The sequence below is a fragment of the Parabacteroides sp. TM07-1AC genome (assembly GCF_003480915.1).
Classification (GTDB): domain Bacteria; phylum Bacteroidota; class Bacteroidia; order Bacteroidales; family Tannerellaceae; genus Parabacteroides; species Parabacteroides chongii.
The window spans coordinates 560,659-575,354 of record NZ_QUKD01000002.1; the positions used below are offsets into that span (position 1 = coordinate 560,659).

Sequence of the window (14,696 nt, forward strand, 5' to 3'; positions counted from 1 at the left end):
CAACATTCTCAAAGAGATTAATTATCAAAATGACATTTTGACAATTCGTATATTGCATCAATAGACGCTACAAGCGAAAACAAAATAGAAATATCCTTTACGGAGCGAAAAGGACAGGAACAATAACCTGGGTCGTATCCACCTTCCAGTCCGGACCTTTTTCGATCAGGCGAAGCGCTTCCTTGTCTGCTGATGCGCACAGGCTTCGTTTGACTTCCAGATCGACCGGACGGCCTTTTTCATTGATATGGAATGCAACAACGACAGTTCCGGTCACCCCTTTACAGGTTGAGTCCTGCGGGTGAATCAATTCTTTACGCAAATATTCTTCATAGGCTTTATAGCCTATAACAGGTTCCGGCCGGTGTATCGGGGCACGAGCCATAGTTGCATCCATCGCGACTTCTTCTTCCGCCACGATCATTTCTGCTACATCGGCATCATCTTCAACGATAGACAAGACTTCAGCACTCGCAGGAGCAGCAGCCAAAGGGGCCGGCGTAGGTGTTGCCTGCCGCATTCTAGCTTCGGGCTTTTTTGCAGCTACCGGTGCTTGTTTTTGCATTGTTTCCGTTTCTTCCTGTAATTCAGGGGTAACAGCTGCCTGGGCGATCGCCGGTTCAGGAGGTGGCGGCGGTGTCACAGCTTTTTCCTGTATAACCATCGACTGTAACTCTTTCGGCATAGCGGCATCTCTGTTGAACCAAAAGTAACTGCCAAATCCCAGACAGATCAACAAGCTGGCAGCAATACTCCATTTCGCGATCTGATCTCTTTGAGAACGGGTACGGCGGGAGATACGGCGGCGCATTGCTTCGATACTTTCCACATGGTTGCCCTCCACTGTCTGAAAACCATCCAGTGCGTCGGCCAGGAAAGGATCTTTCATCGCCTCTTTTTCCAGACGATGGGCTTCCTTGCCTTTTCGTGAACCTTGTATGTATTGCAACAGATTTCTCATTGCGCCATTCTCTTTTCAATACAACTTTTCAGATTGCGTTTGCCATTCTGAATATAACTTTTTACGCTTTTGAGCTGATACCCGGTCTGCTCTACGATATCGACGTACGACATTTCTTCCATAAAAAAAGACAGGATACAACGTTGCTGAGGTTCGGGCAGCATCTCCAGACAGTGCATGAGAGCTACCGTACGGGTATCGTCACTCGTTTCTTCTTTATCTAATAGATGCAATAAATCGTACGATTCCACAAATTGCCGGTCGAAATCGGTTGCTATCTCGGGATTTTCTTTTCGTAACAACTGGAAGCAATGGTTTTTTGCCACACTGTAAATCCAGGTTCTGAACTCCCGTATCTCGTAACGCGAAAGCTTCGGCAGCAAGTCTTCGAACAATTGCATGACAGCATCCTGTGCTTTCTCTTCTTCCTGCAAATATTTCAGACACAACCCGTATAGCAATGGGATATAGCGATTATACAGTTCACCGAAATAATCGCTTTTCCCGGTTTCCTTATATAATTGCAGCAATTCGCTATCTGAATAGGTTGATATGTTACGTCTGAAAAACAGCAAGTTGTTCTCGTTTTTTCTACAAATGTAAACTTTAAATTAAAATCTTTCTCAAAAAAGTCCGAAACATTTATGGAATTCCCCTTTATCGCGGCATCTATCAGGTAAAAGCAATTCATTAATCATTAAACAGGATCAGTCATGAAAACGAAAACAACAATCATCAGCTTACTTACGGCAGCTATCCTGGCTGGCGGTCTGTTTCTTCTTGTAAAAAAGCCGTTAATCTGTACGCCTCCTCCGGTTCCGCATCCGACACAGGCAGAGGCACAAACACAGAAAACAGCGAAGGCACAGGCAGAGGTTCTCTCTATCGTTGAAGACGCAGCTCCCATCATTGCAGAAGAAGAAGTCGTTTGCTGCGAAGCTTTGGTGACCACATCTTCATCCTATGATTACGATCAGGAGACAAACAGGAACGAATATAACCAATTGGCAGAAAACAAATTCAGGAAAGTCAATAACGAACCGCTTTCTACTTTCTCGATCGATGTCGATGCCGCTTCTTACGGGACGATCCGCCGTTATATCAATGAAGGGCAAAATCCTCCGGCCGATGCTGTCCGCGTAGAAGAATTAATCAATTATTTCTCCTACAATTACGAGAAACCAAGAGGAAAAGATCCTGTAAATATCACCACCGAAGTAGGACCATGTCCCTGGAATAAAGAAAATCGCCTGGTACGTATCGGGTTAAAAGCGAAAGAGATTCCTTCTGAAAATCTGCCGGCTTCCAATCTGGTTTTCCTCGTAGACGTATCAGGTTCTATGTATGGGCCGGACCGCCTGGGATTGGTTAAGTCATCCCTGAAACTCCTGATCAATAATCTGCGGGAAGAAGATCGCGTAGCCATCGTGGTATATGCCGGAGAAGCAGGTGTGGTACTACCATCCACCTCCGGAAGTAATAAGCAAAAAATACGTGAAGCACTCGACGAACTGACGGCAGGAGGTTCGACTGCCGGTGGTGCCGGTATCCAACTTGCCTACGATATTGCACGGAAGAATTATATCCGGGAAGGAAACAACCGCGTGATACTCTGCACCGATGGCGATTTCAATGTGGGAGTATCATCTTCCGAAGGATTGGAACGATTAGTCGAAAAAGAACGTAAAAGCGGTGTATTCCTAACCGTTCTGGGTTATGGTATGGGGAATTATAAAGACAGTAAGATGCAGGTTCTTGCCGAAAAAGGAAACGGCAACCATGCTTATATCGACAATATCCAGGAAGCAAACAAAACACTCGTCCATGAGTTTGGTAGTACAATGTATGCCGTAGCCAAAGACGTGAAGTTACAGATCGCTTTCAATCCCGATCAGGTACAGGAATATCGTCTGGTCGGTTACGAAAGTCGCTTATTGAATAACAGGGATTTCAACGACGATACCAAAGATGCCGGTGAAATGGGTGCCGGACATACGGTAACGGCTTTTTACGAAATAAAGCCGAACAATGCTCCCCGCACCATGCAGTTTGCAGAACCGGAGTTACTGGCTATACGCCTGCGCTACAAAGCTCCTGACAGCGACGTTAGCCAGTTGATCGAGACTAAATTGAAAGCAAGCGGCAACAACAAGCTTTCCCCCGATTTCTATTTTGCATCGGCTGTCGCCATGTTCGGCCAGTTACTGCGCAACTCCGAATACAAAGGAACAGGCTCATATAATCAGGTGATCTCTCTGGCACAAAGCGGACTGGTAAATGACCGCCAGGGTTACAAACGGGAATTTATCCGGTTGGTTGAAACAATGAACGGGTTGACTGCTGCAACTCACTAACCAAGCGAGAAAAGCATCGCCGACGATTAAGAAGCCAGCCGGCTTTATGTATTCCGATCGATTTTGGGCGTCACTTTTTAAAACGCAGAGTATACAGATTGATATTCAACAATTAATGGATGACGCCGGAAACTGCCTCCGGCGTCATCCATTAATTGTTGAATATCATCATCTAAGTACCATGTATACATATAGTGACTCCGATTAAAGACTAAATATCAACAAACAACAGAGCCTGAAAACGAGTACCTATCCATGAATAAAGCGATGCCTACCCATTTGAAAAAAGCCGCCGAGCGGTTGCAGAAAATACTTATGTATTTAACAGGCCAAACATACGTCTTTTGTTATCAAAACATATATGATTTAACGACAAAACACCTATGTTTGAAAAGATGAATGTTTGCACAAACGGGAAAAAGTCAATACAATGTTTATTGAATAAAATTTAAACAGACCCCAAGATTATGAAACACAGCTTGCAACATTCCGCAAATGCCAGTATCTTTGTGAATTATTTATGATAATAAAATGAGAAGACGCTCAGGTTACAAAGACACAAATCTAAAAAAAGCCCCTCGCGGACGCAAAGTTGCGGTGAAGGAAGAGAATACACTGCTTCCTTTTCTGTTCCAATTGTTGAGCGAACAGAGCAAAAGTTCCGTCAAGGCCTTACTTGCCCACGGACAAATCTTGATAAACGGGAAAGTCACTTCCCAGTTCAACGCTCCTTTAGTGCCGGGAGACGAAGTCGAGATCAGTTACGAACGAGGAAAGGTGGAGTTCAGCAATCCTCTATTACACATCGTGTGGGAAGATGACGACCTGATCGTTGTCAACAAAAAGAACGGGCTCCTGTCTGTTTCCAGCGATCGTGTAAAGGAACGTACCGCTTACCACCTGCTCAGCGATTATGTCAAGAAGAATGATCCGCGAAGCAAAATTTTTGTCCTGCATCGTCTTGACCGTGACACATCCGGACTGATGATGTTTGCCAAGAACCAACGTGTGCAAAAGGCTTTACAATCAAACTGGAACTCGGCAATCACACAGCGTACGTATGTAGCCGTCGTAGAAGGTCGTCCGGAAAAAGATTCTGACCTGATCGTCTCCAACCTGGTTGAAAACGCAAAGATGCAGGTGTATATAACAGCAGAAGGTGAAGGGAAGGAAGCCATCACCCGTTACCACGTCTTGCATAGTAACGGCCATTATTCTCTATTGGAGCTTGATCTGGAAACAGGTCGTAAGAACCAGATACGCGTCCAAATGGAATCTATCGGACACCCGATTGCCGGCGATTACAAGTACGGCGCAGAAACCGATCCCGCCGGAAGGCTGATGCTTCATGCCCGACGGCTCTATTTTATTCATCCGGAGACAGGAGAAGAGATGCGTTTTGAAACGCGTATTCCGGATGCTTTCGTTTCATTAGCTAAATAAACTAGACTGAAATATAAACATTGTAATGAAGAAACTCTTTAGCATCTTATTGCTGGTGTTCGTAACACTGGCTGTACAGGCTCAAATCCATCAGCCTGTCAAGTGGAAAATTAAACTGGAAGACTCCCAGTCTGCCGAGAAAGAAATCGTATTCGCCGCCACAATCGATAAAGGCTGGCATTTATACGATATGAATCTGCCGGAAGGAGGACCTGTATCAACCTCGTTCACCTTCGAGACACTTCAAGGGGCAGAATTGATAGGACAGCCGGTATCCAACATCAAGCCGACCGTTGTATATGACGAACAGTTCGCAATGGATCTCCGCTGGTTTCCAGGTGCCGTAACTTTTACCCAAAAGGTAAAAATCCTCAATCCTAAAAAGTTCAAGATCGAAGGTGAAGTAGAATTTATGGTCTGCAACGACGAAACTTGCCTGCCGCCCGACCGTGTCAGCTTTGCTTTTGACAGTAAAAATACAAAATTGACATTGCCGGCCGATGCACCCGTCGTAGAGAAAGACGATGTGACCGAAGAACAGCCGGACACCAATCAAGTAGCGGAAGAAGGGAAGACCCTGACCACTCCGGATCCGGTCGCCAAAGAAGAAACGGTTATCGCCAATCCGGAAAAGATCGCTAACGCATTGACAAACGATGCCGCTCTATGGACACCGGTTATCGATGACCTGAAAGCGTATGGAGACACGACTGTTACGGCAACGGATACTTCCTGGCTATTCATCTTCTTCGCCGGATTCCTGGGCGGACTGATCGCTTTGCTGACTCCATGCGTATGGCCGATGATCCCGATGACGGTTAGTTTCTTCCTGAAACGTACCAAAGACCGGAAGAAAGCGATCCGCGATGCACTCACCTATGGAATGTCCATCATCGTGATTTACCTGGTGATGGGATTGCTTATCACAGGTATTTTCGGAGCTAGTGCCTTGAATGACCTGTCGACAAATGCGATCTTCAATATTATATTCTTCCTACTGCTGGTCGTATTTGCCATATCGTTCTTCGGAGCATTTGAAATGGTATTACCTGCTTCCTGGACAACCAAACTGGACAGCAAAGCGGATTCTACGACTGGTATATTAAGTATCTTCTTCATGTCGTTTACGCTGGTACTGGTATCATTCTCCTGCACAGGTCCGATCATCGGTACACTGCTGGTACAGGCGGCATCCATGGGTACGGCAGTCGGCCCGGCTATCGGAATGTTCGGGTTTGCCCTGGCACTTTCCATTCCGTTCAGTTTGTTCGCTATCTTCCCGAATATGCTGCAAAGTATGCCTAAATCCGGCGGATGGCTGAACTCGGTAAAAGTGGTATTAGGCTTCCTGGAGCTGGCACTGGCACTGAAGTTCCTTTCTGTTGCCGACCTGGCTTACGGCTGGCGTCTGCTAGACCGCGAAGTATTTATCGTTCTGTGGATCGTGATATTCTTCCTGTTAGGACTTTACTTGCTAGGAAAGATCAAATTCAGCCATGACAGCGATGTTAAGTATGTATCCGTACCGCGTCTTTTCATGGCGATCATCTCGTTCGGTTTCGCCGTTTACATGGTTCCGGGACTTTGGGGTGCACCTCTGAAATCGATCAGCGCTTTCGCTCCACCTTTGTATACACAGGATTTCAGCCTGTATAACGACGAGGTACATGCCCCTTATGATGATTATGAAAGCGGTATGGCTTATGCCAAACGGGTGAATAAACCAGTCATGATCGACTTCTCCGGCTTCGGTTGTGTTAACTGTCGTAAGATGGAAGCATCCGTATGGACCGATCCGAAAGTAAAACAATTGCTTGAAAAGGATTACGTCCTGATTACTCTGATGGTAGACGACAAGACCAAACTGCCTCAACCGATCGAAATCGAAGAACACGGCAAAGTGCGTAAACTGAAAACAATCGGTGACAAATGGAGTTATCTTCAGAGAAGCAAGTTCGGAGCCAATGCACAACCTTTCTACATTCTGCTGAATGACGAAGGCAAACCGCTCGGTCCGTCATATGCATTCAACGAAGACGTATCAAAATATATACAATTCCTTGAAAACGGATTGAAAGCGTTCAAAGAGCAAAATAAATAATTAATCAATTTGCCAATATGCCAATGTGCCAATAAAGAACCCCTGTCCATAGTACAGGAGTATTTAATTGGCACATTGGCATATTAACACATTGGCATTAACATTTTGGCATATTATTACAATGGCAACAAGAGAAGAAAAAATGGAAGCTTTCGGGCAACTGCTCGACATCCTGGATGAACTCCGGGTGAAATGTCCCTGGGACAGAAAACAGACAAACGAGAGCCTGCGTACCAACACAATCGAGGAAACCTACGAATTGTGCGACGCAATCATGAAGAATGACAATTACAACATCAAGAAAGAATTGGGAGACCTGCTTCTTCATATCGTTTTCTATGCAAAGATCGGTGAAGAGAAAGAAGCTTTCGACATCAAAGATGTATGCGACAGTCTTTGCCAGAAACTGATTTTCCGCCACCCGCACGTATTCGGCGACGCTTCTGCCGACACTGCCCAAAAAGTAGAGCAGAGCTGGGAACAGATAAAATTAAAAGAAAAAGGCGGAAACAAAACCGTTCTGGAAGGTGTTCCTTCTTCTCTCCCCTCTGTCGTCAAAGCCCACCGTATCCAGGATAAAGCCCGCAATGTCGGTTTCGACTGGGAACAACGTGACCAGGTATGGGATAAAGTACATGAGGAGTTTACCGAACTGAAAGAGGAGATCGATAAGATGGATGCAGACAAGATGGAAGCTGAATTTGGAGATCTGTTCTTCAGCCTGATCAACGCTGCCCGCCTTTACAAGATCAATCCGGACAATGCACTGGAACGTACGAACCAAAAATTTATCCGCCGTTTCAATTACCTGGAAGATCATACCATTAAAGAAGGCCGTTCACTGAAAGAAATGTCTTTGGAAGAAATGGATAAAATATGGAATGAAGCCAAATCGAAAGGCCTATAAAAAAACAAAAGGGGAACCGACATCACGTCGCCACCCCTCCCTTAACTTAAACGCCAAAACTAAATCTAAACAAAAAACACAAATAATGATAATATTTTATTTTTTCTTGTTTTCTTCTTTCTTATCGTCCGGACCTTTCATAAAATTCCGTGCAAATTTGTATTCAGCACGCCGGTATTTATAAAGTTTCTCAGGCGATAGTATCTTTTTAAATTTTTCGTAATATTCTTTCTCTAAAGCAGCCTCCTTCATTTTCACTCCGATACATTCATCATTTACTTTTGAATAATCGTTTTCTGTCGGAGATTTCATGTGCTTTAGTTCCTTTGACAGTTTACGGCATTCACGACCAACCTCAAACATCTTTTCTTGCAATTCATTACATAAAGGAATGAAAGCTTCAGCTTCTTCCGGTGTCAAACCTACTTCAGCTGTAATAAAGGCATTTCTTTTTGCCTGAAAGGCCTCTTTGTCAAAATGTCGATGTTGTTTATCTCCCTGTGCCAACACTCCCGAAGAGAATAAAACTGAAATCGCCACAAATGTAATAAAAAATATTTTGCTCATACAATTATTATTACAAAAATATGCTAATAACTTCTTTTTTTCGTCAATTTATTCGTAATTGCCCAATTCTTCTGCTAAAAGATAATCTGTATACTGGGCTTCCAGATATTCCAGATATTCTTCATTTTCCGCTTCCAATATAGCAGCTTTAGTTTCCGATGCATCTGTCGACTGCACCAACAGCGTATCAGACTGGCTCTTTTCACCGTCGAAACCGACTATTGCTTTAAAGAACAATCCCAGCCCGGCAAATACTGCAGCCATATACAACCACGGACGGATACGGTCCGTCATAGAGACTTTCTTTGCCTCCACATGCGGCTTCTCCGGCAGCTGGCTCATAATATTAGCCGTGAGATCCTTCATGTACCCATCAGGCACACTAAAAGGATTCTTTCCTTTAAAACGATCCAGATTGTTTTGTTCTTTTTCCATACTCTTCCGTTTTAATACACCTTTGACGAGCTTCGGGCCAAAAGGTTTAAATGTCTTTAGTTAAAAACTCCTCGACTTTTTTGACTGCATGATGATAAGAAGCCTTCAAGGCTCCGACAGAGGTTCCAAGAACATCCGACATATCTTCATACTTCATCTCGTCAAAGTATTTCATGGTAAACACCAAACGTTGTTTCTCCGGCAAGGTGAGAATTGCTTTCTGCAACTTCAACTGGGCTTCATCACCGTCAAAGTACTCGTCCCCTTTCAGACGTTCCAGCAAAAAGACATCAGTATCGTCGATCGATACATTATTTATATTCCGCTGACGGTTCAGAAAGGTAAGACACTCGTTGATGGCAATTTTATACAGCCAGGTAGATAACTTCGCTTCACCCCGGAAATAGTCGATATTCGTCCAGGCTTTCAGAAAAGTATTCTGCAAAAGATCGTTTGCATCGTCATGGCTCAATACCATCTTTCGTATCTGCCAATACAACTTTTCCCCGTAAAGGCTCACGACACTGGCAAAAGCATCCCTTTGCCGGGCCGGATCCCGCAGTTGTTCTACTATTTCATCTTCCGTATATTGCTGCATCCTCTCCATTTTGGCTCAAATATATAAAAAAATACGGACATAAAAAAAGCGGGCAACTTTATCAGTTGTCCGCTTTCGGAAGTGCCCAGAACAGGACTCGAACCTGCACGCCTCGCGACACACGCACCTGAAACGTGCGCGTCTACCAATTCCGCCACCTGGGCAATTCATCATTTTCAGGTAAGCAATCTCTCGTGATTGCGGTGCAAAGGTAGTGTTTTTTTTTATAAAACAAAATATCCGGCAATTATTTTTCGAGAATATTTTATCGTGACACCCTTTCATTTGAAAGGATACCACGATTATTTCTCCGGTATTTATTCAACTCCCCACGAATAATTAGGTTCCGAGGACATTTCAAGAGTCATAGAGCCTCCTTTCAATAGTTCAGAAGCCGGGAAACGGAAAGACTCTAAAGGCGTACAGAGGACTTGCTATTTCGTACACTGGCTCTGTACTACAACCTCCGTCCGTTTGGAAGAAGCAATCTTCTGCAATTCCGGCAAGTCATATTATTCCGATTGAGTTGTACAATATTCCGATTCTGTCCTCTGATACGCAAAAAGCCCCGCCGGATAACCAGCGGGGCTTTGTTGTATGTAACCTGTCAACCTAACGGTTTACCAGGAATTGTCCTACTTATTTAACGATAGCTTTTACAGCTTCTTCACCGTCAACAGAAACAACCACGATACCTGCAGGAGCAGAGATTGTTACGTTGTCAGAAGAAATAGTCTGAGTAGCTACTGTCTGACCAAGGATGTTGCTTACAGAAACTTTCTTACCAGCAGCATTTGTGATAGTGATAACACCTTCACCAGCGATTACGCTAACTGTTGATGTAGAAACACCTTCGTTAGATGTTGCGAAATCTTCAGTATCTTCCAGGTTGAAGATCTGAGCCTGGTTGATAAGTTCTTTCATCTTATCGTCATCATCCTGGTGGTTACCGTTATCAACTTCGTATTCAGCCAATACAGGAACTCCGTTGTGGATTTTCACCCATGCACCCTTGAATGATGCTACGTGTGATACACCTACCTTGTTAGATTCCAGTAAGAAATCTTTATGATCGTCGTCTGTGTAACGCAGAGAGAATGCATAGTTTTTGTGCAAGCCTGTCAGTTCTTTCTTTTCGAACTTGCTGGCATCGTACAGGTCACGAGGATCAAGAACACCGTCTTTATTCTTCAGATCAGCCAACTTCAGACCGTTCTTCAGGATATACAGATATTCATTTTCGCCATCTACCTGGTGAACACCTTCTACGAATCCAAGGCGAGTGTAAGACTGCCATTTGTAAACGTCAGGATTGTTCAACATGTTAGTACCGCCTTCGATAGAGTCAGTCAGATTGATCAAGAAGCTACCTGCCAGGTAACCGTTGTAATCAATTTCATGTTCGCAGTTCGGGTTGTAACCGTGAGTGTTACACCATTTGCCGTCTTTCACTGAATCCGGACGCACAACAAACAGATACTGAGGCATACGGTCTGTAGAACTTACCACATAATCAGCATACAAAGCAGTTGTTTTACCTTCACCGATCGGTTTGATCTTTTCAGCAGTCATACCCAGGTAACCGAAACCCTTAACAACTTGCGGAGCGTTGCTCTGGTTGTTAGTATCTTCGAACAGATATTCAGCGCCAGTACCTCTTCCACGGAAGATGTTGATGTTCTTACCGATTTCACCCAGATCCATATATAATGGACGAGGATCAATATTGATAGAGAATGCTGTAGCTCTTTCCTGAGCCATGTTGTCAAGACGCAGGTAAGTCATATCACCCGGAGCATCTTCGCAGTTAGCCTGCATCCAACCGTTATTAACATCCAAAGTTGTACCATTGTTAATGTCAATCAATACATAAGCACGAGTGTCAAGATCGCTATGCATGCGCTGGTCAGCCTTCAGATAGAATACAGCCAGTTTCGGATTTTCATCCGTAGCAGCAGCAGCTTCCTCTTTCGTCATAGCCTTGTAGTAAGGAGTCTTACCTTTCGGTTCAACCAGATATACATAAACCTTATCGTTATCGATCAAGTTTTTATCGCTAACTTTCAATACATAACCGGTTCTGATCAACTGCGGTAAACCGATTTGAGCACCGTAACCGAAAGGAACATCAATAGCAGTACCATTAACGTCAAATACATTCTTAGCTTCAGTCAACTCATAAGTAGTAGCCTGACCTTCAGTCGGAGCAAAGCTCTTAGTAGCAGTTACATTCAGATACAAGTTCGGATTAGCGAACAAGTTATAGTTCAGATAATACTTAGTATAAAGCAGATCATCAGAAGTTAAATGTCCGTAACCATGGTAAACGCTAGTTGTAGCTTCACCGTCTGCAACAGTATTAAACTTATAGTTGTCAGTATGCAGTAGTTGTTTATCTGTGAAAGAATCAAAGTTCTGATTGATAAAGTAAACGCTACCATCTTCATTAGAATAAAGCTGACCTTCGTATACTTCGTCTGCATATTCACGGTTGTAAACAGCAACTGTCGGAACTAAACCGCAACCTGTAGTCTTAACAACCCACATAGTAGCCGGCATATCATTATAATTCTGAACAGCTGTTTCAGCATCCAGCATCAGTTTACCAACGAAATTGTCAACAACATACTTTTCAGTTGCTACATCTTTGATGAAATACAAACCCTGATCAACTTTCGTACGAGTCAGATACTTGAAAGTTCTGTCTTTGAAATTAAACTTAGTCTGCAGAGAACCCGGCATATCATAACCATTCAACTCCGTGTTCTTAGCTGTAATAACAGCCTGATCGTCTGTCAAATAAGCGATACGAACAACAACTTCGCCATAAGTATCCTTGTTCAAATCAGCCTCAGTAGGCGTAGCGTCTACATGTATTGCATTTTCGTTATTGTTTGTAGAGTTAAATGCATAATCAGCATTCTGCCATACATCGCTAGTAGGATTCTTTGATAAAGCATTCATCGGTTCAACAACCAGACTATCCTGAGAAGGATAATAAGTAAATTTGAACAAGCTACGAGCTTCCCATGCTGCATCACTCATAGAAGCGACAGGTTTATCTACATCTTTAGGAAGACCTTCCAATAAAACCATTGGCAACTCTTTACTACTACTAGAGAAGAATTCTGTACCAACGCTCAGTACTTTATTCGTACCAGTTGTCAGATAAACAAAATGATCAGCATATAACCCTACAGCCGGATCATCAGAAAGACCTAATTTCTTTCTATTAGCTTCAACACCTACTGCAGTATTAACACTCGGGAAATCCGTGTCATTATAATCTTTTGCAGTAAATGCATTCGCTAAGAACGGGCTAACTGTTTTAGGAGCAACAGCAGAAGCAATAGTGAATTTTCCACCATACTGGAAATCAACTACATTGTTCAGATCAGCCGCTTTCAAAACGATACCACCAGCTAATACAGGTTTCAACGTTACAGCATCAGTGATAGATACTACACGGTCACCGGCAACTTTCTTAGAATATTTAACTGCGACAATTTCATCATCCTGGTTTTTCTGCAATACAACAACAGAATCCTGATTGTTAAAATAAGAATAAACAGGAGCTAATTTGAAATTATCAGTCTGCACATCCGTTGTATACCAACTCCAATCTGTCAGACAACCTTCAAGAATACTTGTTGCTTCATCTGTGTCAGATGTTTTTTTCGGAGCATCACCATCAAATGCTGCTGCATTAACATGTGCATAAACCAGTTCAAGGTTTGTTTCTTTGTTTACAAAAGTATAGCTGTAACCGCTAGTGAGGTCACCTTTTACCTTTATAGACCATAAAGAAGCATTGATAGGAGCATCTTCCACAGCAACCAACTTCAAATTCAATTCTCCGGTAGTGTAATTACGAGTCTGGATCAATACTTTTCCATCTGCATCTGCGTCTGTCAACTGATACAATTTGTTTGTATCAAAACGATTAACACCATCACCTGTTTCAGCGCTGGCAGTTGCAGTTGGGCGCAGTTCAATACCGTGACCAATTTCATTTACATTGGTATGTACGGCAGTTGTACCTTGCGCGAAAGCTCCAAGACTAGTTGTCAGCAGGGCGCCGACAAAAAGAGTAGAAAACTTTTTGTTCATAATCAAATAATTTAATTAGTAATAAAATATAAAGTTCTAATAAATCTATCTTATAATAAAAATAAAGCTCGACAACGGATATCATTTAATCCCATCGGTGCATACTTCGCACCAAAAACATAGCACAAAGATACATATCTTTTTTAGTTAGACTATTTTTTTGATATCTTTTTTTCCCTTTAACCTTGCTTTCTTATCCTATACCAAGCTTAAAAAGGACAAATGATAGGTTTTCACGTACAACCTTCATCATTCCTATCAAACTATCCCGTGTTCCGACTCCCGTTTCCGGTATTCGGAAGGCGAGAGGCCCATCACTTTCGTGAAAGTACGCGAAAAGTAAGCGGGCTCTTCAAAACCAAGCTTAGTAGATATCTCATTCAGTTTCAAGCCAGTCAGTACAATATACTGGCAAGCCTTTTGGATCTTCAGCCGGATAAAATAACTGATCGGCGCCACGCCTGTTTCCTTTTGAAACAGCATGGAGAAATGAGACGGGGAATACTTGAAATAGGCCGCCAGCTGATCCAATGTAAGGTTTCGCTCGACATGCTCATTCATATAATGGATCACCCGCGAAGCAAAAGAATACTCCTTATGGTTAGGCAAATTTATATAACGATACTGTTCCAGATATAAAAAAGAGGTAAGGAACATATAAAGACACATGGAAGAATAAACCATATATTCCTTTATATACCCCATCGAGAAACAGGCATATATCTCCTCGAACAATTGTATCCGATCCTGGAGACGTGAATATTCCCCCGGAAGGATCGATCCGGGTATAGGAGTGGACGGCAGAAACTGGTCACTCAGTTCTCCCATAAAGTGAACCCAATAAATAGTCCACGGATCAGTCTCCGAAGCACCGAAAGAATAAGGAACATTCGGGGGAATAATAATGTATTGGTTCTGCCTGACGGGATACGTCTTTCCATGAACCGTATACCAGCCCTCCCCTTCCGTACAGTAGATAAGCATGGCATAGTTGCATCCCTTATCCTTTTGTACGTAATGGTACTTGACTTTCGGGAAGAAACCGATCTTACGGACATACAAATTGCCTATAAGCGGTTCGCGACTATACATTTCAAGCAACTCGTCCGGCAAAGAGACGAATCGTTCTCCTTTGAATCCTTCTTTAATCTTTATCACTATACATTATTATATATGTAAACCGCAACAAATATAATAAAAAAACGGCCACTTCCTTTTTC

11 protein-coding genes and 1 tRNA gene are annotated in these 14,696 nt (G+C 43.1%); 4 read left to right on the plus strand and 8 right to left on the minus strand.

Annotated elements, in window-relative coordinates; genetic code table 11:
* Nucleotides 1-97 precede the first annotated feature (97 nt).
* Nucleotides 98-961, minus strand: coding sequence for an energy transducer TonB (locus tag DXD68_RS06940; RefSeq protein ID WP_122360903.1), 864 nt, complete (start codon nucleotides 959-961; stop codon nucleotides 98-100).
* On the minus strand, nucleotides 958-1,536 hold the full coding sequence (locus DXD68_RS06945; RefSeq protein ID WP_122360904.1) for an RNA polymerase sigma factor: 579 nt from the start codon (nucleotides 1,534-1,536) through the stop codon (nucleotides 958-960). The genes DXD68_RS06940 and DXD68_RS06945 overlap by 4 nt, the downstream gene beginning before the upstream one ends.
* 138 nt (nucleotides 1,537-1,674) lie before the next feature.
* Here DXD68_RS06945 and DXD68_RS06950 point away from each other — a divergent pair, with 138 nt between their 5' ends.
* From DXD68_RS06950 to mazG, 4 genes are all read left to right on the plus strand, one after another.
* On the plus strand, nucleotides 1,675-3,315 hold the full coding sequence (locus tag DXD68_RS06950; protein ID WP_122360905.1) for a vWA domain-containing protein: 1,641 nt from the start codon (nucleotides 1,675-1,677) through the stop codon (nucleotides 3,313-3,315).
* A 531-nt stretch (nucleotides 3,316-3,846) separates the two neighbouring features.
* Nucleotides 3,847-4,758, plus strand: coding sequence for an RluA family pseudouridine synthase (locus DXD68_RS06955; RefSeq protein WP_122360906.1), 912 nt, complete (start codon nucleotides 3,847-3,849; stop codon nucleotides 4,756-4,758).
* Nucleotides 4,759-4,783: 25 nt separating this feature from the next.
* Complete coding sequence (locus tag DXD68_RS06960) at nucleotides 4,784-6,859, plus strand: protein-disulfide reductase DsbD family protein (protein WP_122360907.1); 2,076 nt, start codon at nucleotides 4,784-4,786, stop codon at nucleotides 6,857-6,859.
* 121 nt (nucleotides 6,860-6,980) lie between these two features.
* On the plus strand, nucleotides 6,981-7,766 hold the full coding sequence (gene mazG, locus DXD68_RS06965; RefSeq protein WP_122360908.1) for a nucleoside triphosphate pyrophosphohydrolase: 786 nt from the start codon (nucleotides 6,981-6,983) through the stop codon (nucleotides 7,764-7,766).
* Between the two features lie 96 nt (nucleotides 7,767-7,862).
* Here mazG and DXD68_RS06970 read toward each other — a convergent pair whose 3' ends face one another.
* The 6 genes from DXD68_RS06970 to DXD68_RS06995 form a co-directional block, all read right to left on the minus strand.
* On the minus strand, nucleotides 7,863-8,333 hold the full coding sequence (locus DXD68_RS06970) for a hypothetical protein (RefSeq protein WP_122360909.1): 471 nt from the start codon (nucleotides 8,331-8,333) through the stop codon (nucleotides 7,863-7,865).
* 48 nt (nucleotides 8,334-8,381) lie between these two features.
* Nucleotides 8,382-8,768: a hypothetical protein gene (locus DXD68_RS06975; protein ID WP_122360910.1), complete on the minus strand. Its 387-nt coding sequence runs from the start codon at nucleotides 8,766-8,768 to the stop codon at nucleotides 8,382-8,384.
* 46 nt (nucleotides 8,769-8,814) lie between these two features.
* Nucleotides 8,815-9,366, minus strand: a complete 552-nt coding sequence (locus tag DXD68_RS06980; RefSeq protein ID WP_122360911.1) for an RNA polymerase sigma factor — start codon at nucleotides 9,364-9,366, stop codon at nucleotides 8,815-8,817.
* Between the two features lie 82 nt (nucleotides 9,367-9,448).
* A tRNA-Leu gene (locus tag DXD68_RS06985) sits at nucleotides 9,449-9,530 on the minus strand.
* 475 nt (nucleotides 9,531-10,005) lie between these two features.
* On the minus strand, nucleotides 10,006-13,476 hold the full coding sequence (locus tag DXD68_RS06990) for a DUF6383 domain-containing protein (RefSeq protein WP_122360912.1): 3,471 nt from the start codon (nucleotides 13,474-13,476) through the stop codon (nucleotides 10,006-10,008).
* Between the two features lie 258 nt (nucleotides 13,477-13,734).
* The gene (locus DXD68_RS06995) at nucleotides 13,735-14,634 is read right to left on the minus strand and encodes an AraC family transcriptional regulator (RefSeq protein WP_122360913.1); all 900 of its coding nucleotides are present in this window, start codon (nucleotides 14,632-14,634) and stop codon (nucleotides 13,735-13,737) included.
* Nucleotides 14,635-14,696 lie beyond the last annotated feature (62 nt).

What these genes read in the sequence shown, in the direction of transcription:
- DXD68_RS06940 (WP_122360903.1), bottom strand. Translation starts at nt 961, where the DNA reads ATGAGAAATCTGTTGCAATACATACAAGGTTCACGAAAAGGCAAGGAA.
- DXD68_RS06950 (WP_122360905.1), top strand. Translation starts at nt 1,675, where the DNA reads ATGAAAACGAAAACAACAATCATCAGCTTACTTACGGCAGCTATCCTG.
- DXD68_RS06955 (WP_122360906.1), top strand. Translation starts at nt 3,847, where the DNA reads ATGAGAAGACGCTCAGGTTACAAAGACACAAATCTAAAAAAAGCCCCT.
- DXD68_RS06960 (WP_122360907.1), top strand. Translation starts at nt 4,784, where the DNA reads ATGAAGAAACTCTTTAGCATCTTATTGCTGGTGTTCGTAACACTGGCT.
- mazG (WP_122360908.1), top strand. Translation starts at nt 6,981, where the DNA reads ATGGCAACAAGAGAAGAAAAAATGGAAGCTTTCGGGCAACTGCTCGAC.
- DXD68_RS06970 (WP_122360909.1), bottom strand. Translation starts at nt 8,333, where the DNA reads ATGAGCAAAATATTTTTTATTACATTTGTGGCGATTTCAGTTTTATTC.
- DXD68_RS06975 (WP_122360910.1), bottom strand. Translation starts at nt 8,768, where the DNA reads ATGGAAAAAGAACAAAACAATCTGGATCGTTTTAAAGGAAAGAATCCT.
- DXD68_RS06980 (WP_122360911.1), bottom strand. Translation starts at nt 9,366, where the DNA reads ATGCAGCAATATACGGAAGATGAAATAGTAGAACAACTGCGGGATCCG.
- DXD68_RS06990 (WP_122360912.1), bottom strand. Translation starts at nt 13,476, where the DNA reads ATGAACAAAAAGTTTTCTACTCTTTTTGTCGGCGCCCTGCTGACAACT.